The following is a 22,372-nucleotide window of genomic DNA, read 5'->3' as shown; positions in this document are numbered from 1 at the left end:
CGTACTATCACTTTGGCGACCCCGGCCTTCGAGTCGAGGACTCCAGCGTACTTTTGGAGGACTGCCACCTGAGCGGCGCTGATAGCTCTGGGGCCAGCTGTGGTTCGGGCTTCTGCCAGACCTGCTGCACCGGTGGCTCCAGCGGTCATAGCGCCCTCTCCGTTTTCTTTACGAGCGACGTGCGGGCGCAAACCTGCACTCTGGAGGGAGGAGCAGCGGGATCCCAAGGCGGCTGCAACTGCCCAACCTATTCGGTGGGCTTCGGCTACTCCGTCGAGGCCGGTTCGACCCTCGTACTCCTCGATACCCCAACGCTCTCCAGTGGAGGAGACGTTGGAAGCGCCACGGTCCTGCCGGATACACCTCGAGGTATGACCCTGCCGCAGAGCGTTGCGGCCAGCTCGACTTTTTCGGTCGACGTCCGGGGTGAGCCAGGCGACACCGTTTTCCTCCTCAGCGGCGGAGACTTCGGATTCAGAAGCTCCGCACTCACGTCTGGGATCCTGCAGATCCATGGCAGCACAGGCCGACGGCGTATCCAGTCACTTTCCCCGAGCGGCCAGGCGACCGTCACTCTCTTGGCCCCTTCCGTGCAATCGGGGCAAGTCGTAGGCCTCCCCATTCAGTTGGCCTTCCTGAGGCCCAACGGCCAGGTTCGGTTTGCACCGGCAGGCATCCTCGACGTCAGAGGTCTTGGCGTACCTACGTGGTAGGGGGGGGCCGCAGTCCCGCTGGCACCGCGCGCCGTCAGTCTGCTGCCGTCCTCAGTTGACTGCTGCGCGGACATCGTAAGCTCGCACCTCGTTCGCGGAGGCCGTTCCGATCCCCACGACCTCAACGCGTAACGACTGGCCTGCTGCCAGGTCGTTGAAGAGCGCGAAGAAGGCGGACTCGTTGTTGGCAGCGCCGCTGAAGGTGCACGCGGGGTCGAGCGTGACCGAGAAAGGGGGTGAGGTGGCGCCGCCGCCAAACGGATCCATGATCGAGGTCACGGTGACGTCGAAGGTGCTAGTGCCTGCGGAGATCCCCGAGATCGTGCCAGTGAGTTCGCCGGCGATTACGCGGATGCGGCTCGCGGCGAGGGTCGGCTCGGTCGACGTGCCCTCGACGCGCCCGGAGAGTTCGACCTGAAGACCCTCGACGAGCGCACTCGCAGCGAGGGGGCGTTCTCCGCGCGCGGAGAGGACGATCTCTGCGGACGCGAGGTCGACTTCGACGTTCGTCGTCTCGTCCATGACGAGGCCGGCCGTCACGGCCGCTGTGGTCTCGGTCATTCGAACGACAAGCCCCGCGGGGAGACCTCCTGTGCTCGCGACCGTCGCGCGGTGCTCGGGGGCGGACTCGAACTCGACGCGTTGGGCGAGCAGCGGAAGGCTGGTGTCCGTGATCAGGACGTCGACTCGTTGGCCTACCGCCAGGTCGGAAGCGTCTTGCGCCGTGTGGGTCGGGTCGTCGATGAACCTTGTCTCGCTGGCGAACATGATGGTGAAGAGATAGGGCGGCGACGATTGCGCGAGCAAGGACGAGATCGCGGTCCCGTGGTTCTCGATGTCGAGCACAAGCAGGTCGAAGCTCCCCCCGGGGTCGACCGCGACCACGCGGCCCTCGACCTCGGACGGAGAGGATGTCTGGGCCGAGCCTCCGAGCTCGATGCGCGACGCGGCGGCGGTGCCATTGGGCCGCAGATCGCAGTGCACTTCGACGAACTGCGTGCTCTGGGCGAAGGCGGCGAAGAATGCAGCCTCGTCGATGAAGGGCTGTCCGGCGGAGTCGATCAGGACCGCATCCGGGGCGAGGTCGATCAGGATATCCGGCGGCGCCACGGCGGCCGAACCACCGCGCTCCGTGCCCGCGTTCCAGAGGCGCGGGATCAGGGAGAGACGGTTGGGTGAGTCGAGCCGTGTGTAAGCGTATCCCTCGACCTCTCCGAGCTGGTAGGTTCCGGAGTCGAACGGGATGCGACTGGCCCGGGGCTCGAAAATGAGGGGCGGAGTCGCGGGATCGCCTTGGATCGAGCGGGCGAGGTCGAGGTCGAGGAGGACATCGAGGCGCTCGCTCCCGCGGAGGGGCACAGGCGCCGAAAACTGTACGTCAAAGGAGTCGACGGAAGAGATGACCGGGAGCAGAGTGCCGTCTGCGCCGATGGCCTCGATCGTGTCGGGGTCGAAGGAGACCCGCGCACCCGCGTAGGTCCCGTCATAGACGAGGCTGCTCGCGAAGAGTTCGCCCTCGTCATGAAGGCCCATGAGCTCCACGCGCCGTGGAGCAGCACCTACGAAGCCGGTGACCTTCCCCGAAGTGTCGTAGAGATCGAAATCCGTGATGACGACCGAGAAGCTCTGAAGACCATCCACCGGCGCGTCCTGAATCACTCCCAGAATGGGATGGGTGGGGTAGGTCGGGACGTTTCCGTCGTTGTTCTGACTGCAGGCGCAGGTCAGCAGGGCGATGAGGTAGACGGGGCGAGTCATGTCGGTGGGGGCGGCGCGGAAGATGGGCGTCGGCAGAGTCTATGGCACCCAGGTCTTAGGCACCCAGCGAGCGAGTACGACGGGCCTCGGGAGGAGCACATGCGTGACGAGGCGGGCGGAGCCGCCTCAATCGCGGGGGGGGCATCATGCAAAGACCGCGCCGAAGAAAGAGTGACCTGTCGTCATCGAGCCAGGGGCTCAGGCCGGGAAGTGGTCGCTTTCGCACGCCCGGCGCGTGCTTTCGCCCGCGCTAACCCGCCCGAAGGACCCCCAATCCCCGAGCGTCTCAAGCGCGACGAAGCCTGGTTGGGCCGCGAGTAGGGGGCTGATGGAACGAGCCTCGACGGCCTACTCATGCTTGCGGTACCCTGGAGGCTCCCGGGTGCGTCCCGCGCCTGCTCGCATTGTCTCTCGCTCCCGATCTTTCCATGATCCGTTCCCCCGGCTCTTTCGCAGGACTCTTCGTTCTCGCGGTGTTCCTTTTCCTCGTCAGCAGCTCGCCGTGCCGGGCTCAGATTCCATGCTCGCCACAGCAGCTGGAGCTCGCAGGTGAAGACTTCGTCGCCGTTGACAGTACAGGGTCGACGCTGCTTGCCTACGACGTCAACGCCGAGCGTATCGTCCCCTTCGAGTGGAGTCAGGGAGTGTGGATCCGAGGGATCCCCAGCGACCCTCTGGCGACTTCGACGACGCCAAGCAGGGTCTTCTTGTCGATGGCACAAGACGTGGTTGTCGTTGTCAACGGTTACGACTACGGCTACCTCATCAACGTGCTGGAGCGGCAAGGTCAAGCCTGGGTGGTGACCTATTCCCACGGGACCTTTGCGAGCGCCGCAGTGGCCTTTGCGGATGATCGTCATGAAGTGGCGATCAACCCAGCGGGCAACTTCATCGCTGTGGGCTTTCCAGGCGATAACTACGGCGCGGGTGCCGTGGATACCTACAGGCTGACGGCTGGTGGCTGGAACTTCGGTGGCGGCCTCTTCGCTGTGCAGGGCAACAGCGCCTACAACGGGACCAGCGTTGCCATGACCGACGGGACCTTGGTGACCACGCAGCCGAACTCGACCGGACTCTCCGGATCACCGTTCCGGGGGTCGATCGCGGTTTTCGCTCTACCGTCGGGTGTCGGGTCTCCCACCGTCGAGACGATCCTTGCGCCTCCGGCCAGCTACACTGCGTTCGGTGTCGAGGTTGTGACCGACGGTGACTGGGTGGTGGCGTTGAGCCGAGGCGGCGGCACGCGTCCGATCGACCTCTTCCACCGCGACTCATTTGGCTGGAACTACGAAGGGCGGCTTTCGTTGCCCGCTCCCTTCGTAAATCAACCCATTCTGGGTCTCGAACTCCGAGGGACGCGGCTACTCGTGGCTGCGAGCGGAGCCGGGGGACTTCACGAGTTCAGATTGGATGACGGCGGCGCGACGCCTGTCGGGGTGAGCCTTCCTCCAGGTCTCGCGGAGCCGATCCATCGCTCCGACTACGGCAACGAGCTGAGCACCGCGGTCGGCTTCGTCTCGCACCCGGAGCAGGCGCTCATCGTTTCCTACTGTGGATGCAGCCAGGGCGGCTCCTGCGGCACGTCCGCGAGCAGCTCCGCAGGCTGCCTGAATGCCGCGGGAATTCACGCAGAGCTGCGCGGGTGCGGCTCGACGCGTGTGACTGTCGACGATCTCATGCTGAGGGTCGAAGGGCTCACACCGAACACATGGGTGGTTCCGTTCATGGGGCGCGCGACGAGCGGCGTGGCGCTCCACAACGGAGTGCTGTGCATCAGCTCGCCTTCCTATCGCTACGCGCCGGTCCCAGCCTCGGGCTCCACGGCGAACGTTCTGGGACTGGTGGCGCAGAGTCATGCGCTTCATCCCGCGGCGGCCCAGCTGGCAGCGGGGCAGACGTGGAGCTTTCAGGCCTGGTACCGAGATGTCGGCGGGCCGTGCGGCGCGGCGAGCAACTTCACGAACGCTCTGACGGTCACCTTCGAGCTCTAGTCGAGGTGTCCATTCCTCGCTGGGCAAGGTCAGCCCCGCGCCGTCGCTGCCGGGCGACGACGCGGGGGCGCTGCGGGGAGCTGTCAACTCATCCGCTAACTTGACAGGACCATCTGGAGCCTCACCGAAGGGGGAGTGACAGGTCCAACTACATCACAGGAATCGAACCCTGATGGCACCGCTGAAGTTCGAGGTCGCACCGGCCGGAGACGCGTCTCGATGCCAGTATTGCAAATACCAGGTCTCGCCGGGTGCCACGGATACGAACCCGCTTGAGGAGTTCGGAGTCGCGGAGAGATCGACGGAGAGGAAGACGTCGCTGCCCTGCCCGGAGTTCTGGATCTCTCCGGGGCCCACGTAGCGCCCCGAGCCGCCTCCGGCAATGCAGATGTTGCCCGAGCTGCCAGCAGGGTTCGCGACAAAGCCATAGCCTCGGCTGTTGAAGAAGTAGCCAAAGGTCTGTGGGGGCAGCCCAGAGCAGGCGAGAATTACGGCATTGTCCGCCACGTTGATGCTGCCGAGGCCCGCAACCTGCGAGGACAGTCCAGTGGAGTTGGGTTCGCCGACGCAGATGCGTTCGCCGATGGAGTTCGGATTGCCTTCTCCGATCGTGAGATCGTAGCTGGTACAGCCACCGTCTGAGGTGGGGTAGAGCACCTCCACGTAGACGAGGCGCGACGGAAGACCTACGCGATTGACGAATACCTCTTCATAGCCAGTGCCTGAAGCGGAGGAGCCCACCGGGGTCAAGAGCCCGCAGTCAAAGGAACCTTCGTACAGCGCAAGCTCCACGTCACCCATGGTTGGGTCGTAGTCCACGGCGAACGTCCCGATGGAGTCGCCTGGCACAAGCACCTCGAAGATATCGGGGACTCCGTCACCCACCCTCAGATCCGAGTAGACACCGATCGAAAGGGGCGCGGCGTCGCAGGCATGGTCGTTGCTCTCGAAGGCATCGTCGGGTACGCACGGGCTGGAGCCAGGCTGCACGTCGTAAACGAAGGAATAGGTCGTGCATGGGGCACCCACCGCGGAGCCAGACCAGGCCGCCTCGATGTTCACGTCGATCGGGACTCCCGTATCGTTGAAAACGCTGATCGTCTCCACATCCGTGGTCGAGGCGCTTGCCTCGAGCAGGCTGCAGCCAGCTTGAGTGAGACGCGAGCCGCTGAGATCAAGGTCTGCGACGTCATGGTCGAACTCGATGGTGACGTTCAGAGTTGCCAGAGGGGGCAGAGCCCTGTACTCGAAGAAGTCGTTCGCAGAGGGCTGCAGGACGAGGTTGATGGGCTGCCCCTGCGGGAACGATCCGTTCAGTATCGTCCCATCGAAGCACCCCAGGTTCGAGATCATATCGTCTTGGTTGCAGCCAGGTTGCGTCGTCATCTCGACACCGTAGTCGACGCATCCAAGCACCTCGAAGTAGCTGACCCGAAAGTAGAACAGGCGAGAAACCACGTCTGCGTTGTCAAACGCGACGCGTTCCACTCCTCCGCTACCTACCGACGTACTGATCGTCGTCTGTGAATCGTCCGCGACCTGCAGGATCATGGACGACTGACTCAGCGGCGCGTAGTTGACCCGGAACTCCTGCGGCGGGCGCCAGATGGCGCAGACGGCCGCGCACCTCGTCGACAGGGTCTTCCCCGATGTCGATGTGCGCCAGTGGGTACTCACGGTCCCCAGGCCGCTACGCCTGGCGATGGCGATGAACGCGGAGCTCTGCCGAGAGGTCACGCGGGCACACATTCGCGCGGTCTCTGCCTCCTACAAACGCCGCGGACAGGTGACCCTGGATCGTCAGCAGCAACAAGTGCAAGTTGACCCAGAGGGTGACGCAGAGGGTGACCCAGGGGAAGCCGCACCTTCCGTTTCTTCCTCCCCGGTCCGGGTCCGGCTCGACATCGGCGCCGTGAACTCGACGCAGCGCTTTGAATCCTCGTTGGGACTTAATGTTCACTTCCACTCCCTCTATCTAGACGGTGTGTACGTCACGCGCAGCGCTTTCGAGTCTCCCGTCTTTCTGCCCGCGGATCCTTTGACGTCGGCGGAGGTCGAGCGTGTGCACGGCGACACGATCGCGCGCATCCGTCGTGTGCTGAAGCGCTTCTCCCTCGACCCGATCGCACTCGGTATGCCCCTACGCAAAGGTGACGACCGCCCTTGGGAGTACGCGGACGCGGGCGCTGATGAGCAGCCGCTTCTCGATTTTGGCGACGCGCGTGAGAATGCGTTCTTTCCGGCCCTGAAGGCTGCCTCGGTGAAGTCGCTGGTGCCTTTCGGTGCTGGTGCTGGGCAGCCGCTGAAGCGCCTAATCGACCCTGATCTCGGCCTTGCGTTCCAGTCGTCGGGTTGGGGGAGTCAGTACGTGCCGCCTCCACTGGTGGTGAACGCTGACGGGTTCTCGTTGCGTGCGCTGATCCGGAAGGGTCAGCGGGCGCAACTGGAGAAGCTCTGCCGCTACGTGACAAGACCCGCCATCAGTCTGGAACGCTTCGATGTCCGTCCCGATGGGATGGTCTCGTGGCTGCTGCGCAAGGCCTGGCGTGATGGGACCAAGGGCTTCGTCATGACGCCGTACCAGTTCATGGCTCGACTGGCGGCGCTCGCGCCGCATCCGCGCGAGCATCAGCTGACGTATCAGGGAGTGCTGGCCCCGGCCTCATCATTGCGTGATCTGGTGGTGCCGCGTCCCGTGGTTCGGAAGGAGCCGAAGGATGTGGACGTCGCCGATGAAGACGCCGCGAAGAGTGCGGGGGAGCCGTCGAAGGACCAGAGGTACATCCGCTGGGCAGATCTTCTGAAGCGGGTGTTTTCGGAAGATGTTCTCAAGCGCCCGCGCTGCCGCGGGCGCAGGCACATGATCTCCGTGATCACAGATCCGGAGACAGCGCGGAAGGTGCTGGAGGGGGTGAGAGCGGCGGCGAGGAGGTCATCCGATTCGCTGGGTGGGAGAGACCCGTCGTCGCCAGGGCCGAGTCGTTCCCCACCGGCAGAGCCCGAGGTCCGAATACTGATGCCGCCTCGGCCGTGTCTACTTCACGGGGCGGCTGGACTTCGGGGAGTAGGACGCTGCGGAAGAGCGGCGCGCGGGCGATCGGGCTCGATGAAACAACAACAGCCAGCGCCTTGGGAAGGGTGCTGGCTGCAGGTCGTGGTGAAGTGAACCGGTGGTGCTCGTCGGAGAGGGGGAAATCGGGCGAGTTCGGCTCACCGAAGAGGCCGCTGGCCGCTCGGGCGCTCCCGCGTGGCCCGCGAGGATGGGGGTAGCGGTGAATCGGGCCCCAGGCTACGGTGACTAGCGTGTCGACACACCGCTTGGAGTTCCTATCCGTTGACGGCGTTTCGAGTCGGCGGTGGAGTAGGCGTGGCTGGCCCTCGACGGATTCATTCCCCTCGTCCAGCCGGCTCCGCATTCTGAGACCACTTCCCACGCGACGCATGCGCCTCCCTCTCTGCCTCGACCGGTTCTGGACCGTCCTCCTGACGCTGCTGGCCTGCGCCGGGTGCAACAGCGACGTGCCCGGTTCCGGGTCGATTCGTGTCTCGGGTCGACTCATCGACGCCGAGACTGGCCAGTCCGTTTCCCGCGAGACGTTCTACGTTCACGCCTACGTCGATGGAACGGGAGAGCGAGTCTCACTGGATCCCGCGCGAGGCGACGATTTCGGGTTCCGCATGAGTCAGCCAGAGATTCGCCGGCTGGTCGCGGACAAGGCGGACCAGTACGAGCGCTTCGAAGGGACCTTCACCGCCAGCGGCGAGGTGCTCGACGTGGACGTCCGATTGAAGCCGACCCATTGGGTTCGCGCGCATGGGACGGTGCTATGGCGCGACGACAAGGGCCGCCTGCGCCCTCTGCGCGATGGCGACGAACTGGTTCGTGCAGCTCGACCCCACATCGGGGGACGCTTGCTCCATCCCGATGCGGACGGCAACTACGAGCAACTGCTTCCCCGCGAACTCCACGAGCTCCTGGCCATCAACACGAGCTACGGCCCGGTGCCATCCGAAGTGGACCTTCGTGGCGTGACGGAGGAAGACTACCCGTTGGACGTGGTGCTCGAGGAATAGGTCGTGAGGAGCTGGGCTTTCGAACGAAGCCGCGGTGTTTCGGCTCGTCATTGCCCCGTCCACGGAGGTCTCCAGATACTGGGAGGCTGGCTGTCCATACCTCACCATGGAGCAAGAGCCAGCGCTCACTCTCGACCACTATGGAAACAGCCCAACCGGCGCATAGGCATGACCCGGGAAGGCCACGCCCGCGCTGTTCGCGCCCAGGCGCCTCTCCAGGACTTCCCCGAAGACATCCCGCAGGTCGGTCGTGACCGCCAGCGCTCCATCGTCCAGGGAAGCCGGTGAGAGGCCGGGCCAGTTCGCGAGGACTCGACCGCCCTGGACCGTTCCTCCCAGCGCGAAGGCCACGCCTCCGCGGCCGTGATCAGTGCCGCGGCTGCCGTTCTCGTCGACGCGGCGGCCGAACTCGCTGTAGACGAGGAGCGTCGTTCGATGGAGGTCCTGGGCGAGGTCCGTTCGGAACGCCGCCAGCGAGCGGCCCAGGTCGGAGAGGCGCGCCGCGAGGTCGCCGCTCGTCGGGCCCATGTCGTCGTGGTCGTCCCAGTCGCCGTGCTCGATGTGGATGACCTCGGTGCCGATGTCCGCCATCACGAGCGTCGCTGCGTCCTTCAATCGGGCTCCGAGGAGGGAATCCGGGCCATCGTCCCGGTCAGGCGGCGGCTGTCCAGGTGGGGTTCAAGCTACGCTTACTGGCTCCTCGGCGATCAGTCCGTCGGGAGCACTCACTTCTATCAAGCCACGGATCTTCCGACGAATACCTTCGGTTACGCGGTCATCGGGACCGCCTTCGCCAACATCAACAACCCTGCCGGGTCGCTGGGGCGTGTTTGCGTCCCCGGTGGTGGCCGCTACGTGAATCAGATCGCGAGCAGCGGTGCCGCGGGCATGCTCACCACGACGATGGATCCGATGATCGTGCCGACGCCGACGGGATTCATCAGCATGCAGGTCGGTGAGACGTGGGGGGTCCAGTACTGGCACCGTGATGTCGCGCCGGGTGGTATGCCGAGCTCGAACTTCAGCACCGCCTGCCAGATGCAGTTCACCAACTGATCGCTCTCGACCGGGCACCCGCGTGGTGCCCGGCGGTCTGCGTGAAACGAGCCGAGCCGGCGGCACCAGTATCGATGGGGGTCGACGGTGCGCCGGCTCGGCGGGGGGAATAGGTCGGGGGGAGGGGGACTCCTGCTCTTCGGCCCTCGGCCGAGCGGCTCACTACATGAGCATCGTGTTCTGCTTGGTTCCGAAGAGGCTCTTCAACCGGCCCATCACGTTCGAATGGATCTGGCAGACGCGGCTCTCGGTCAGGTTCAGCATCTCGCCGATCTCGCGCATCGTGTGCCCGACCTGGTAGTACTGCTCGATGATGAAGCGCTCCTTGTGGGTCAGCGACCGTGTGAGGAAACCCATCATGTCGTCGCGGTTCAGCACGCCGAGCGGGTCGATGGACTTCTTGTCCTCCAGCACGTCGACCTTCTCCATGGAGCTGTCGTCGTCGCGGTCCTCCCACTTGTCCGATAGCGAGTACATCGCCTTCGCGCTGGCGCTCTGTAGCTCGATACTGAGTTCCTGGTGATCCATCTCGAGCTCACGCGCCAGCTCGGAGTGCGTGGGCTCGCGGCCGAAGCGGCCGGTTAGACGCTGGAGCGCCTTGTCGATCTTGCTCGCCTTGAGCCGGACGAGGCGCGGGACCCAGTCCTGGCTGCGCAGCTGGTCGAGGATCGAGCCGCGGATTCGCGTGGTGCAGTAGGTCTTGAACTTGATGCCGCGGTCGAGGTCGAAGCCCCGGATGGCGTCCATCAGGCCGAAGAGACCGGCGCTGACGAGGTCGTCGAGTTCGATCGACTTCGGGAGCGTCTGCAGCAGGCGCTCGGCGATGTACTTGACGAGCGGGAAGTGTCGCTCCATCAAGATGTTCCGGATCGCTTCGATGTCCTGGACGTTCTTCTCGGCGCGCGCCTGGCTGTAGTGGGCCCAGATCTCCTCGGTGGGGAGATCCTCGATGGCCACGTGCCTGGCTGCGGTGGACTTCTTGATCGGGCTCTTACGCGAGGTCGTGCGGCGCCGGGCTGGCTCGGATGCAGCGGAGGCAGAGCTGGCCGCGGCGGAGGCGCCGGTCGTTTTCTTTGACGTCATGGGAGTGGAGGAGAGTTCCGAAGGCAAATCCCGGCAGGGGATCATCAGCCGACGTGCAAGAGCGAATGAGTGGGCACATCGAGCCTCTTCCTTCCTTCCAGGAAGTCGAGCTCGATCACGAAGAGGCTGGCGACCGGCTCCGCACCGATCTTGCGTACGAGCTTGATGGCGGCTTCCATCGTCCCGCCCGTGGCGAGGAGGTCGTCCACCATGAGCATCCGACTTCCGTGCTCGATGGCGTCGGTGTGGATCTCGATCGTGTCGGTCCCGTATTCGAGCTCGTAGGACTCCGAGGCCGTCTTCCACGGCAGCTTGCCGGGCTTGCGAATGGGAATGAATCCCTTGCCTACAGATAACGCAAGGGCCGTGCCGAAGATGAAGCCACGTGACTCAACGCCGCAAATGACGTCGTAGTCATCGGGGCTCACGCAATCCCGGAGCGCGTCGATGGTCGCCTTGAGACCCTCGGCGTTGGCCAGGAGAGGCGTGATGTCCTTGAAGAGGATGCCCGGCTTCGGAAAATCCGGGACGTCGCGAATGTAGCGTTCGATCAAGTGACGTTTCAGCGAGGCCCTCGCGCGGCGCTGTCGTGACGAACGATGTCTCCGAGACCCGGAGCCACTCCCTTCGCAGACGGTCGCCACCGCATCGGCGCGCTTCCCTGTCTTCGGCGGGGACTGGGCCCGACTTGAACCGCGAGTCAGACATTTCCTTAGGCGGGCTTAAGTTCCCTGAAGGAAGTGTCGGCATTCACGACAGTGCGCCCTTTGGGCGTCGCAGAATGGGCTGCCTGGCGCTTGATCCAGCGGAGGAACCCACCCGTGGATCACCCGCCGTTGGGGGTCGCGCGCGCCACCGTGCTCGGATCTGGCTCCAGATCGAGACCCGGCTGGCCTCGGTCCGGGTACGGCACGCGGCTCAGCACGTAGCGAATCGACTGCAGCCGCGCCTGCTTCTTGTCGTTGCCGCGCACCACGATCCACGGGCAGCGATCCGAACTGGTGCGTTCGAACATCACTTCCTTGTAGTGCGTGAACGATTCCCATCGCTGCTGCGCCTCGAGGTCCACGGTCGAGAGCTTCCACTCCTTGAGCGGGTTCACGCGTCGGTTCTCGATGCGCCGGTGCTGCTCGTCGCGGTTGATCGAGAACCAGAGCTTGACGATCAGGAGCCCGTCCTCCGTCAGCATGTCCTCGAACTGCACGACATGGCGCATGAACCGCTCGTACTCCTGTTCGGTGCAGAACCCCATGACGGGCTCGACCACCGCGCGGTTGTACCAGCTTCGATCGAAGAGGACGATCTCGCCGGGGTCGGGCAGGTGCTTGACGTAGCGTTCGAAGTACCACTGGCCGCGCTCGGATTCCGTGGGCTTCGAAAGGGCCACCACCCTCACGTTGCGTGGACGCAGCCGCTGGGCGAAGCGCAGGATGGCGCCGCCTTTGCCCGCGGTGTCGCGGCCTTCGAAGAGGATCGCGAGTCGAAGCCTGCGGTCCATGATGTACCGCTGGAGCTTCAGGAGTTCGACCTGCAAGCGCCCGAGCTCCATGAGGTAGTCCTGGTCGAGTTCGTCGAGCAGGTCCTCCTGGAGCCAGTCGTACGCCGCGTCGCGGCCCGGTTTCTCTTCGCTGCTCATATCCGCTTAAATCTAGTCGGGCAGCACCGTGGGTGATGTAGCGAACTGCCAGAAGGGTGATCCTGACCGCAGCGGCTCGAACCGGATCGAGCCTCAGCTCCGGTCCCGGGAGAGCCCGGCGACCAGTCCGTCGGCGCACGCCTCGATCAGGTCGAGGCAGCCCTCGAAGTCGCGCGTGTAGTAGGGGTCTGGCACCGCCATCCCGTCCTCGCCGATGTGATCCGTGAAGAGCACGACCGGCGTGAAGGACCCGTCCGGCCGGAGGGATTCGATGTCCCTGGCGTTCTCCTCGTCCATCGCGACGATGACGTCGAATGTCCCGAAGTCGGCCGCGGAGAACTGCCGGGCCCGCAGCTTCGACAGGTCGAGGCCGCGGGCGCGCGCCGCCTCCTGCATCGGCTCGTAGGGAGGCTTCCCGACGTGCCAGCCGCCCGTGCCGGCCGAGTCGAGCGTCAGGTCCGGTCTGCGCTTTCGGACCGCGGCCTCTGCGGCGGGGGAGCGGCAGATGTTGCCGAGACATACGAAAAGGATCGAGGTCATGGGTGAGGAAGGTACCACGACGGGCCTCTCTCTTCGGCTCCCGGTTGAGGTAGGCTCGGAGCGCATGAATCCGGCCAGTCCCAGGGACCCTCTCTTCGAGGCCGTCTACGACGAGCTCCGCGCGCTCGCGCAGTCCAAGCTCCGCGCGGGCCTCGGCGGTGCCTCGCTCGAGGCGACGGCGGTCGTCCACGACGTCTGGCTCAAGCTTTCCGAGGACCCGTCGAAGAGCGAGCTGGACCGGAGCCACTACTTTGCGACCGCGGCCCAGGCGATGCGCTGGATCCTGGTCGATCGCGCGCGCCGACGACGCTCCAGGTCCATCGCGAGCGTCTTCGGCGAGGGGACGGACGGCGACCTCGGCCAGGAAGCGCTGGATCCGGCGCAGGCCGCAGCGGACGCGCAACTCCTGGCCCTCGACGAGGCGCTCGTCCGTTTCGAAGCCGCCTATCCTCGGAAGGCCGCCGTGGTCTCCCACCGGTTCTTCGCGGGCCTTTCGGTGGAGGACACGGCCCGCGCCACCGGCCTCTCACCCGCGACCGTCAAGCGAGAGTGGAGCTTCGCCCGGGCCTGGCTCATCCGCGAGCTGGGCGACAAGCTGCCGCAAGAACTCAGGTAATTCCCGGAAGATGGGTGAGCCCGCAGGCCGTCGCCGTTCGAGTGCTGACAAGAACCCCGGACTCTCCCCATGCCGTCATTCCCCGCTTCCCAGGACGACCTCGACGTGCTCTTCGACGAGGCGCTGTCCCTCGACGAGACCGCGCGAGCTGCCTACGTCGAAAGGATCTCCGCCTCGCGACCTGCGCTGGGCGCGGAGCTCCGGGAGCTGCTCGACGCGCATCTTCGAGGGCTCAGCCTGCTGGACAGGCCGCTCGACCTGGAGCCGCTCCTGGAGGGAATCCGAGACGAGTCGGAGAGCACGGCCGAGGCTCGGCGCGCCCGCCGTCCCGAGGACCTCGTGGGCTCCATGTGCGGCGATCTCGCGGTGGTTCGGCTCATCGGGTCGGGCGGAATGGGGCACGTTTACGAGGCGCTCCAGGAGCGTCCGCGCCGGCGCGTCGCGCTCAAGGTCCTCGTCGATGAGTCCCGCGCAGGCGAGCGCTTTCGCATCGAGGCCGAGGCTCTCGCGCGGCTCGACCACCCGAACATCGCGCGCGTCTTCGGCGCGGGGCTCCAGGCGGCGGACGCCGGAGCCGCGGGGGCGGGCGCCTACTCCTGGATGGCGTTCGAGCACATCGCCGAGGCCCAGACGATCACGGAGTATGCGAGCCAGCAGCGCCTCGGCCTGGAGGATCGACTGAGGCTCTTCGTCCCGGTGGCGCGGGCCATCCAGCACGCTCACCAGAAAGGCGTCCTGCACCGCGACCTCAAGCCAGCGAACCTGCTGGTGGCGGCGGGAGGGGAAGGCCACGTGAAGGTGATCGACTTCGGGCTCGCGCGTCTGTCGGAGCCCTTGACCGAAGAAGACAAGACACGAACCCGCCACGGGGAACTCCTGGGAACGCTCCGCTACATGAGCCCCGAGCAGTGCGCTGGCGATCCGGCGCGGGTGGATGTTCGAAGTGACGTCTACGGGCTCGGGGTCGTCCTCTACGAGCTTCTCACCGGCGAGCTGCCGTACGACCTGGAAGGCAGCTCCTTGCTACACATCCTGGAGACGATCCGGAACACGCCAGCGCGCGATCCTCGCGCACTCGCCGGCTCCGCGGAGCCGGTCGAGGTTCCCGATGAGGACCTGACCGCGGTGATCCTGGCGGCCCTGGAGAAGGATCCAGACGAACGGACCCGGTCGGCAGAGGCGCTCGCCGACGACCTCGAGCGCTGGCTCCGCCGCGAGCCCGTGCACGCTCGCCGCGCGAGCGCATTCCACAGGGTCCGCCTGCTGGCGCGCAGGCGGCGCGGCCTCTTCGTGAGCATCGCCATGGGCGCAGCCGCCGCCGTCGTGGCCGTCGGCATCATCACGGTGCTCTTCTTCGACAACCGCGCGAAGGTCAAGAGGATCGAGGCCCAGGAAGATCTCGCGGCGCGTCGCGCGGCCGAGATCGGAGAAGCGCGTGAGCAGCTTTCCGGCCTCCAGATGCGGCTCGATAGCTACGACTGGCTCTACGATCGATACGGGTTCGAGGCCGCAGGCGGCGTCGTCGATGAAGCCGTCTCGGGCGCAGGCGCAGCGACGACGCTGGAAGAGAAGCGCGCTGTGATCGAACTCGCGGTCGAGAAACTCCGTTCGTTGACGCCGATCCTCGGCTCCGATCTCGCGGGAGCCGAATCGCTGGCGAACGCCTTCATGAGGGTCGGTCATTCCATTGCGTCGTCCTGGGGTTCGAGGGCTCCGGAGTCCCAGACCGCGCTCGAGGCCTACCGTGAAGCCGCGCGACTGGCGCGCCAGGTCCACGCGGCGAACTCCGACGACGATTCGACCAGGCGCTGGCTCGCCCGCATTTTGACCGATCAGGCGGAAGCTTCGCGTAAGGCCCGGGAGTTCAGCGAGGGGCGCGCCACGATCGACGAAGCGATCGCGCTCGTGCGGCACGACCTCGACGAGCATCCGAAGTCGGCGGACGTGATCGAGCTGTTGATCGCGGCGCTCAACGTGCGCGGTGATCTCCACATCGACCATGAGCCCTATCGCCAGGGCCTCGTCGATTCCCAGGAGAGCCTCCAGCTCATCGACGAGCTGGCCAAGCTCGGCGCGCCCGAGGCCGTCGTTCTGGACCTTCGATCCTGGGCGGAGCTCCGCATAGGGCACTGGCTCAAACGGGAAGGGCCCGATCCCCGCGGCGGCGCCGAGCATCACCGGCGTTCGCGCCAGAGTCGCGAGCGGCTCCTCGACGCGGCGCTCGCACGTGAAAGCACGGACGGGGTGAAGGCGGTGGAGAACGAGGCTTCCCTGACCCTCCACGTCTTCGGTGGAAACGAACTCACCGCTTTCGCTCGGCTCGGGGATCAGGAGGAGGTCAATCGCACGCTGGCCTCGCTCGTTCCCCGGTGCGAGCGGCTTCTCCGAACCGGAGCGGCGACGGCCGTCCTGGATATCGTGACCGTTCTGCTCCGGATGAACGCCGATCGCGCGAAGGACCCGCTGGCCTTCGGAGCGAGTGAAGAAGCGCTGCGCGAGCAATGGAAGCGACTCGGGCAGGACAGGCGCGCTGCCTACGCCAGCTCGGCCCGCGAGTGGGTGTCCAGTCTCGAAGGGTTCGGCCAGGATATGGCGAGCACGAGACGCTTCCTCACCTCGGTGGAGTCGGTCGGCGAGTGACCGGCACGAAGCTGGTCCGGACGCTTCCAAAAGACGCAGATTCATGAGCCCGGTTCACCCGACCGTTCGAGGGAAGGGGTGAGCGCACGAGGTGGTGCGCCGCAACCCCTACCCCTTGAATCCCATGGCCCTGCACCCGCTCCTCACCATTTCCTCCTCCGTCATTCTGAGCACGGCCGCGTGCTGGCTCGTGCTCGATCCCGGTCGCTCCGACGGATCCGGACCGGCGGCCATCGTTGCCGCCAGCGATCGTGGAGAGGGCGATCTGATGAGTCAGCTCCAGGTCCTGGAGAAGCGCGTCGAGGACCTCCTGGAGAGCCAGGCCATGGGTGCGGTTCCGGTAGCCCGTGTGGCGGCGGCGAGTCCAGCGGGTTCTTCGCTCTCCGAGGACTCCGTTCGAGACCTGGTACGCGGCCTCGTCAAGGAAGACGCTCTGACGGGCGCCGAGGACGGAGAGATCGTCTGGCCGGGTGGGCACGCGAGCGCAGCCGACACCATTCGCGCGATCCTCGATGGGGATGTGACGGGCGAGGACGTCGCAGGCCTCTGGGAGGAAGCCGCCGCCAACGGTCAGCTGCACGATCTGCTGGCGGCGATGGAGGCCGAGATGGAGAACGTGCCCGAGAGCGCCGACAAGCACTTCGACCGCGCTCGTGCCTACTACTCCGCGGCACAGGCGATGCCATCGAACGGTGACGGCAACTGGTGGGTCGACTCGAACGAAGCGTACAGCTCGGCGCTCAAGTACGACCCGCAGCACTGGGAGGCTCGCTACCAGAAGGCGCGCAACATGTCGTTCTGGCCGGTCGCCTACGGCGGCCAGGCGGAAGCGGTCAAGCACTTCGAGAGGCTCGCGGATCAGCAAGAGAGCGGCAACGTCACCGCGGGCAACGCAGCGAACTACCCCAAGACCTACGTGTGGCTCGGCAACCTCTATGCCCAGCAGGGCAAGACGGCGCAAGCGCGCGCCGCATGGGAGCGCGGCCTCGCGGCCTTCCCAGGAGACGGCTGGCTCCTCGAGCGGCTCAATTCGCTCGATTGATCGCCCTGGTCCCTCAGCTGCGAAGCCGCGCGAGCAGCCACGCGCGGGCGAGCCCCCATTCACGCGTCAGCGTCCGCACCGAGATATCGAGGACCTTCGCAGCACTCGCCCGGTCCATTCCTCCGAAGAACCGAAGCTCGACGATCCTCGACTGACGCTCGTCGATCTCGGCCAGCTCGGCGAGCGCTTCATCCAGGGCGAGGAGATCCACGATCACCGGCCGCGTTTCCCTTGCCTCCGTGGAAGTCAGGATCACCGTCGGTCGCCCGATCCCCGGTTCGGCCGCGCGCCGGCGCACCTCGTCGACGAGAAGCCGCCGGATGATCGTGACGCAGTAGGAGACCTGGACACTTCGCCCTGCTTCCAGGGGCGGCGCGCGGCGCGCGAGTCGCAGAAAACACTCATTGGCGAGGTCTGTGGCGTCCACGTAGGGCGCACGTCCGGCGGAACGCCAGATCCGCGCGGCAATGTCCCGGATCGTTCCGTAGGTCAGGTGGCTTTCGCCATCGGAGCCGGAGAAGGGAATCAGGGTGAAGTCTTCGTTGGATACGTCAGGCATGGGCAGGCTGGACGGTGGGGGGGATACGCGCTGGAGATCACTCACGACGGAGCGTGCGGGCGAACCGAGCTCCCAGGTGGCCCACTCGGACACCTTCGGTGGGGCCGTATCGTCGAGCGATCGTGTTGTTGTAGAAACCCGCGTGGTAGTTGCCGCCGCGGGTCGAGCGGTCTCCGCCGCCATACGTCATCACCTCGCCGGTTCCAGGCTTCACCTCGATGCTGGGATCGGTGAAGACAGCGACCTTGAAGTGATCGAGGCAGCGCTCCTGGACGTTTCCAAGAATATCGTGCAGACCGTTCGGGTTCGGGGCGAACGTTCCGACGGGGGCGTGGTGCGAGTAGGGATCGTCGTACCAGGGGCGGCGGCCGCTGGTGGGAGAGTCCTTGGGATTGAGGTTCTCCAGGGGGGTGGTTCCGGCCTCATTCTCGGGCCACCAGTAGAGACCTCGGTCGACGGGTGCGGCCGCGTACTGCCACTGGGCTTCGGTCGGAAGCGTGCAGCCGATCCGCTCGGCGGCCATGACCGCCTCGGCGTAGCTGATCGTCTCCACCGGGTGAAGCGCCGTCATGAGTCGGCCGTAGTTCTCTTCGCCAGCCCGCCACTCCGAGGGGTTCGTCCCGGTGATGAACTCCCACTGGTACTGCGTGACCTCGTACTTGCCGATCAGGAAAGGGTCGAGGTCCACGTCGCGGAAGCCGAACTCCGCGGCATCGGCGAAGCTCAGCACCTCTCCCTCGTGCATGAAGCGATCTTCCGTGTCGATCCAGGCCGTCCCGAACTTCGTCGGACCGCCCGGGAGCAGCACCAGGACCGGCGCCGCATCCTCCTCCAGGACGAGATCGCCCGATCTGCTGTCGCGCTGCGGAACGGATCCGATGTCCGCGATGGCGAACTCCTCGAACTCCGAGCGCGGATCGCGGCCGAGGGGGATCAGTCCGATCTGGGGGACGAGTTCCAGACCATGGAATCGAGGATCCGCATGGACCCGCTCTGCAGCGGCGTACCATTCGTCTGCGTACTGCTGTACGGTTCGCTCGAGGACCGTGTTCGCCTCCTGGAGCCGCGTGCGGACGGCGTCGATCGACGCGGGAAGCTCCGACAGCTGAGCCGTGAAGACGCGGCGCTCCTCCGGCCGTTCGATCCGCTCGGCGCTGGTGAGCCCGCTGGTGCTCACGGCCTCGGCTCGCTCCAGCCATCGTTCGAACTGCGGCACGGTCGCAGGTTCCCGGGGCCACAACTGCGCGACTTCCTCCAGCAGCAGCGGAAGCAGCGCCTGATCGCCGGCGGCCTGGGCACGAGCGGACTCCTTCCTGGCCATGGCGAGCGCCGAGGCGGTGACCACCAGAGCGGACGAGAGGACGGCGATGGCCGCCAATCCCGCAGCCACGGGCCTGCGGTTCCGACGAACGAAACGGCGAGCACGCGCGCTCCAGCCGGGGCGCGTCGTTCGGATCTTCTTGCCCGACCTCCAGCGATCGAGTTCGTCGGCGAACGCATCCAGGCTCGGGAAGCGCAGCGCAGGATCGGAGTCGAGGGCTCGCTGCAGGATCGTCGCCAGGTCGGTGGGAAGCTTCGCCAGGAGCACCGGATCGATGCTCCCATCCCACGCGGCGATCGAGAACAGGCCGAGCCAGCCATCCTCGCCGTCGCCGTGGGGGAGCTTGCCCGTGGCCGCTTCGAACAGCATGGCTGCGAGCGAGAACTGATCCGACGGAGTGTCTGCCTTGTGTCCGGCCACCTGCTCGGGCGCCATGTAAGCGATGGTCCCCAGCACCTGCCCGGTCGTCGTGAGACGGTTGCGGTCTCCTCGGTTGCGGAGCGCTGCGATCCCGAAGTCGAGCACCTTCACACGCCCGTCGTCGGTGACCATGACGTTCGACGGCTTCAGGTCGCGGTGGACCACACCTGCGTCGTGGGCGTACTGGATGGCCCTCGCTACCTGCGCCGCGATCTTGGCGAGCCAGCGCATGTCGCGGCCTTTGGCAGCTTCGCGCAGGGCATCGCCCTCGACGAGTTCGAGCGCGATCCAGCGGGTCAGCCCACGATCGTCCTTGGTTTCACCGGCGTCGACGAAGCGAGCGATGGCATCATGGCGCAGCGACGACAGCACTTCGATCTCGCGCTGGAAGCGCGTCGTGGCCTCGTCACTCTCCGATCGAAGGTGAAGAACCTTGAGCGCGACCTGTTCGCCCGAAATCTCGTCCAGCGCGCGATACACCCGGCTGAACGCGCCAGCGCCCAGAAGTTCGAGGATGCGAAACCGGTCGATCAACGTGGGCAGCGGGAGAGTCGACTCCTGGGGAAACTGCGGCACCGCGAGCGCGACGCCCAGATCGTCCGCGTGATCGTCGAAGGAAAGCACGAGCCGCAGCACGCGCTCGACGACTTCGAACTCCCGGTGACAGCGAAGAACCCAGCCGAGGCGATCTTCGTGGTCGAGTTCGACGGCCTGGCGCGCGAGGCGCATGGCCTCGCGCTCTACGCTGATGGACTTCTTGGACACCCCCGATTACTAACCGAGAATGTCGGCCCTGTCGAGGGCCGCAGTCGTTGCGACGGCGGGACGCCCGTGACGGCGCGAGGGACCAAAAGGGCCATGGAAATGAAGATCTTTTCCGCGGGGCCTACGCCGTCTCCCAGTTCAGCCATTCCTCGTTGCAGGTCTCCAGCTCCGCCTCGACCTCGGCCAGTCGGAACTGCGTATCCCGCAGCGTCTCCGCGTCGCCGTAGACCGCCTCCGTGGTCATCGAGTCGTGGAGCTTCTGCTTCTCGGTCTCGAGTTCCATGATGCGCTTCTCGAGCTTCTCGAACATGTAGGGATTGCGGGGGCCCTTGCTCTTGGCGGAGTTCCCGCCCTTGCCGCTCGCCTTGGAACTGTTTTGGCCCTTGCGCTTGGCGGCTTCTTCCTTGTCGCGCGCCGCCTTCTTGGCGGCGGCCTCGCGCCGCGCCTTCTCTTCCATCGCGGCGTCGCGTTCCTCGACCTTGGAGGCGCGCCACGCGGAGTAGTTGCCGTCGAACTCGAAGACGCCGGCCGGGCCGACCTCGATCGTCTTCTGGCACACGCCGTCCAGGAACTCGCGGTCGTGGCTGATGCAGACGATCGCGCCCTGGAAGGCGCTGAGCATCTCCTCCAGCGACGTGCGGCTCGCGAGGTCGAGGTGGTTGGTGGGCTCGTCGAGCGCGAACCAGGACGGCTTCGTGAGGACCAGCAGCGACAGGGAGAGGCGCGCGCGCTCGCCGCCCGAGAGCGTCTTGATGACCTTGTCGCACTCGTCGCCGCGGAAGAGGAACTTGGCCAGGTGATCGCGGATCTCCTGGTCGGTCATCTCCGGGTAGTTGCGCCGGACTTCCTCCAGCGGCGTGTGGTCATCGCGCAGGTGCGACGTGTCCTGGTCGTAGTAGGCGACCTTGGCGCCATGGCCGCGCACGACCTCGCCCGAGAGCGGCGCCATGCGACCGGCGAGGATCTTCATCAGCGTCGACTTGCCCGCGCCGTTCGGCCCGACGATGCCGATCCGCTCGCCCCGCCCCACGCGGATGTCGACGTTCTTCAGGAGCACGTTGTTCTCGTAGCCGCCATAGAGCTTCTCGGTGTGCAGAACGCGCTCGCCTCCGCGCGCGGCTTCCGGCGGCTTGATGATCGGCCGACGCACGTCGTGGTGTGGCCGCTCCAGTCGAACGATGTGGGAGAGCTTCTTGGCGCGGCCCTTGGCCTCGGCCGTGCGCTGGCTCCCCATGTTCTTCTTGATGAACGCGTCCTCTTTCTTGAGCATCTCCTGCTGCTGCTCGTAGGCGCGGATCTCCGACTCGTACTTCTCCGCCTTCAGCTGCAGGAACTTCGGGTAGTTCCCGTTGTACGCGACGATCTGGCCGCGCTCGAGTTCGACGATACGGTTGATGCAGTTCGTCAGAAGACGCCGGTCGTGGCTCACGATCAGCACGCCCGTGGGAAGGTCCTTCAGGTACTTCTCCAGCCACTCGATGCCCTCCAGGTCCAGGTGGTTCGTCGGCTCGTCCAGCAGCAGCAGGTCGTGGCCACTGATCAGCTCGCGCGCGAGGGCGACGCGGTTCTTCTCTCCGCCCGAGAGGAGCTTCGCCTCGCGGTCCCAGTGGGTCTCGGGAAGTCCGATGCCGGACATCACGGATTCGACCTTGCGCTCCGAGTCCCAGCCCCCGAGGTCCTCGATCTGGGCGCTCAGACGGTCGTGCTCGGCCATCAGTCGATCGAGGGCTTCGCCTTCGGCCGTGCCCATCTCGGCCGCGCAGGCCTCGTAGCGCTCGATCGCGGCGTGGAGGTCGTCGAGGCCCGCCGTGACGTATTCCCGCGCGGTGACGCCCGCCGGGAACTTCGGCCGCTGGGGGACGACGCCGAGGCGCGCGCCCTTGCGCACGCGGACCTCACCCCAGTCCGGGGTCTCCTCGCCGGAGATCATGCGGAACAGGGTGGTCTTGCCCCCGCCGTTGCGGCCCACGATGCCGATTTTCTGGCCAGGATCGATGGAGAGGGACGCGCCGCGCAGCACCTCTTGGGCTGCGAAGTGCTTCTTGATATTGTCGAGAACGAGTAAGGACATCGCGCCAGCAGTTTACCCGCAAGGCCGCGGGCGAGGCGCGGCCGACCTCCCGCAACTGTGCCCCCCGTCCGGGCTCCGCCTGCCGTT

The 22,372-nt window shown here is 65.9% G+C and carries 16 protein-coding genes and 1 pseudogene; 7 read left to right on the top strand and 10 right to left on the bottom strand.

Annotated elements, in window-relative coordinates; all coding sequences use genetic code 11:
* Positions 1 to 764 precede the first annotated feature (764 nt).
* Complete coding sequence (locus Poly30_RS23520; protein ID WP_145203300.1) at positions 765 to 2,471, bottom strand: hypothetical protein; 1,707 nt, start codon at positions 2,469 to 2,471, stop codon at positions 765 to 767.
* Between the two features lie 428 nt (positions 2,472 to 2,899).
* Between Poly30_RS23520 and Poly30_RS23515 the strand changes: the two genes are divergently transcribed.
* Positions 2,900 to 4,462: a hypothetical protein gene (locus Poly30_RS23515; protein WP_145203297.1), complete on the top strand. Its 1,563-nt coding sequence runs from the start codon at positions 2,900 to 2,902 to the stop codon at positions 4,460 to 4,462.
* Positions 4,463 to 4,615: 153 nt separating this feature from the next.
* Here Poly30_RS23515 and Poly30_RS23510 read toward each other — a convergent pair whose 3' ends face one another.
* A complete protein-coding gene (locus Poly30_RS23510; protein WP_145203294.1) occupies positions 4,616 to 6,013 on the bottom strand; it encodes a hypothetical protein in 1,398 nt (465 codons plus the stop codon).
* 37 nt (positions 6,014 to 6,050) lie between these two features.
* On the opposite strand from Poly30_RS23510, the pseudogene Poly30_RS23505 reads away from it, so the two are divergent.
* Positions 6,051 to 7,106, top strand: a pseudogene (locus tag Poly30_RS23505) (transposase); the annotation flags it as partial.
* A gap of 797 nt (positions 7,107 to 7,903) precedes the next feature.
* Complete coding sequence (locus Poly30_RS23500; RefSeq protein ID WP_145203288.1) at positions 7,904 to 8,536, top strand: hypothetical protein; 633 nt, start codon at positions 7,904 to 7,906, stop codon at positions 8,534 to 8,536.
* Between the two features lie 138 nt (positions 8,537 to 8,674).
* Here the strand turns inward: Poly30_RS23500 and Poly30_RS23495 are convergent, their stop codons facing one another.
* The gene (locus tag Poly30_RS23495; RefSeq protein WP_145203285.1) at positions 8,675 to 9,127 is read right to left on the bottom strand and encodes a DUF1501 domain-containing protein; all 453 of its coding nucleotides are present in this window, start codon (positions 9,125 to 9,127) and stop codon (positions 8,675 to 8,677) included.
* Between Poly30_RS23495 and Poly30_RS23490 the strand changes: the two genes are divergently transcribed.
* Positions 9,089 to 9,592: a hypothetical protein gene (locus Poly30_RS23490; protein ID WP_145203282.1), complete on the top strand. Its 504-nt coding sequence runs from the start codon at positions 9,089 to 9,091 to the stop codon at positions 9,590 to 9,592. The two genes, Poly30_RS23495 and Poly30_RS23490, sit on opposite strands and share 39 nt — an antisense overlap.
* 162 nt (positions 9,593 to 9,754) lie before the next feature.
* Here the strand turns inward: Poly30_RS23490 and Poly30_RS23485 are convergent, their stop codons facing one another.
* The 4 genes from Poly30_RS23485 to Poly30_RS23470 all read right to left on the bottom strand — a co-directional run bounded on the left by Poly30_RS23485 (position 9,755) and on the right by Poly30_RS23470 (position 12,851).
* Positions 9,755 to 10,675: a FliA/WhiG family RNA polymerase sigma factor gene (locus tag Poly30_RS23485; RefSeq protein ID WP_419190560.1), complete on the bottom strand. Its 921-nt coding sequence runs from the start codon at positions 10,673 to 10,675 to the stop codon at positions 9,755 to 9,757.
* A gap of 44 nt (positions 10,676 to 10,719) precedes the next feature.
* Entirely contained in the window at positions 10,720 to 11,229 is a 510-nt protein-coding gene (locus Poly30_RS23480) for an adenine phosphoribosyltransferase (RefSeq protein WP_419190559.1), read from the bottom strand.
* Positions 11,230 to 11,501: 272 nt separating this feature from the next.
* Positions 11,502 to 12,311, bottom strand: a complete 810-nt coding sequence (gene ppk2, locus Poly30_RS23475) for a polyphosphate kinase 2 (protein WP_145203278.1) — start codon at positions 12,309 to 12,311, stop codon at positions 11,502 to 11,504.
* A 93-nt stretch (positions 12,312 to 12,404) separates the two neighbouring features.
* Positions 12,405 to 12,851 carry a low molecular weight protein-tyrosine-phosphatase gene (locus tag Poly30_RS23470; RefSeq protein ID WP_145203275.1) on the bottom strand — a complete coding sequence of 149 codons (447 nt, stop codon included), beginning with the start codon at positions 12,849 to 12,851 and terminating at the stop codon, positions 12,405 to 12,407.
* 64 nt (positions 12,852 to 12,915) lie between these two features.
* Here Poly30_RS23470 and Poly30_RS23465 point away from each other — a divergent pair, with 64 nt between their 5' ends.
* From Poly30_RS23465 to Poly30_RS23455, 3 genes are all read left to right on the top strand, one after another.
* Complete coding sequence (locus tag Poly30_RS23465) at positions 12,916 to 13,467, top strand: ECF-type sigma factor (RefSeq protein ID WP_419190558.1); 552 nt, start codon at positions 12,916 to 12,918, stop codon at positions 13,465 to 13,467.
* Between the two features lie 69 nt (positions 13,468 to 13,536).
* Complete coding sequence (locus Poly30_RS23460; RefSeq protein ID WP_145203269.1) at positions 13,537 to 16,107, top strand: serine/threonine-protein kinase; 2,571 nt, start codon at positions 13,537 to 13,539, stop codon at positions 16,105 to 16,107.
* 124 nt (positions 16,108 to 16,231) lie between these two features.
* Positions 16,232 to 17,149: a tetratricopeptide repeat protein gene (locus Poly30_RS23455; RefSeq protein WP_145203266.1), complete on the top strand. Its 918-nt coding sequence runs from the start codon at positions 16,232 to 16,234 to the stop codon at positions 17,147 to 17,149.
* Between the two features lie 13 nt (positions 17,150 to 17,162).
* On the opposite strand, the gene Poly30_RS23450 is transcribed toward Poly30_RS23455, so the two are convergent.
* The 3 genes from Poly30_RS23450 to Poly30_RS23440 form a co-directional block, all read right to left on the bottom strand.
* Positions 17,163 to 17,708: a sigma-70 family RNA polymerase sigma factor gene (locus tag Poly30_RS23450; protein ID WP_145203263.1), complete on the bottom strand. Its 546-nt coding sequence runs from the start codon at positions 17,706 to 17,708 to the stop codon at positions 17,163 to 17,165.
* A 37-nt stretch (positions 17,709 to 17,745) separates the two neighbouring features.
* The gene (locus tag Poly30_RS23445) at positions 17,746 to 20,214 is read right to left on the bottom strand and encodes a protein kinase domain-containing protein (RefSeq protein WP_145203261.1); all 2,469 of its coding nucleotides are present in this window, start codon (positions 20,212 to 20,214) and stop codon (positions 17,746 to 17,748) included.
* Between the two features lie 121 nt (positions 20,215 to 20,335).
* A complete protein-coding gene (locus Poly30_RS23440) occupies positions 20,336 to 22,285 on the bottom strand; it encodes an ABC-F family ATP-binding cassette domain-containing protein (RefSeq protein WP_145203259.1) in 1,950 nt (649 codons plus the stop codon).
* Positions 22,286 to 22,372: the final 87 nt, after the last annotated feature.

Source organism: Saltatorellus ferox (genome assembly GCA_007751475.1).
Lineage (GTDB): Bacteria > Planctomycetota > UBA1135 > UBA1135.
This window is presented reverse-complemented; position numbering and strand designations above follow the sequence as displayed.

Coding starts and splice junctions, on each gene's coding strand:
- Poly30_RS23485 (WP_419190560.1), bottom strand. CDS start 10,675: ATGACGTCAAAGAAAACGACCGGCGCCTCCGCCGCGGCCAGCTCTGCC.
- Poly30_RS23515 (WP_145203297.1), top strand. CDS start 2,900: ATGATCCGTTCCCCCGGCTCTTTCGCAGGACTCTTCGTTCTCGCGGTG.
- Poly30_RS23510 (WP_145203294.1), bottom strand. CDS start 6,013: ATGATCCTGCAGGTCGCGGACGATTCACAGACGACGATCAGTACGTCG.
- Poly30_RS23470 (WP_145203275.1), bottom strand. CDS start 12,851: ATGACCTCGATCCTTTTCGTATGTCTCGGCAACATCTGCCGCTCCCCC.
- Poly30_RS23520 (WP_145203300.1), bottom strand. CDS start 2,471: ATGACTCGCCCCGTCTACCTCATCGCCCTGCTGACCTGCGCCTGCAGT.
- Poly30_RS23460 (WP_145203269.1), top strand. CDS start 13,537: ATGCCGTCATTCCCCGCTTCCCAGGACGACCTCGACGTGCTCTTCGAC.
- Poly30_RS23465 (WP_419190558.1), top strand. CDS start 12,916: ATGAATCCGGCCAGTCCCAGGGACCCTCTCTTCGAGGCCGTCTACGAC.
- Poly30_RS23500 (WP_145203288.1), top strand. CDS start 7,904: ATGCGCCTCCCTCTCTGCCTCGACCGGTTCTGGACCGTCCTCCTGACG.
- Poly30_RS23440 (WP_145203259.1), bottom strand. CDS start 22,285: ATGTCCTTACTCGTTCTCGACAATATCAAGAAGCACTTCGCAGCCCAA.
- ppk2 (WP_145203278.1), bottom strand. CDS start 12,311: ATGAGCAGCGAAGAGAAACCGGGCCGCGACGCGGCGTACGACTGGCTC.
- Poly30_RS23455 (WP_145203266.1), top strand. CDS start 16,232: ATGGCCCTGCACCCGCTCCTCACCATTTCCTCCTCCGTCATTCTGAGC.
- Poly30_RS23450 (WP_145203263.1), bottom strand. CDS start 17,708: ATGCCTGACGTATCCAACGAAGACTTCACCCTGATTCCCTTCTCCGGC.
- Poly30_RS23495 (WP_145203285.1), bottom strand. CDS start 9,127: ATGGCGGACATCGGCACCGAGGTCATCCACATCGAGCACGGCGACTGG.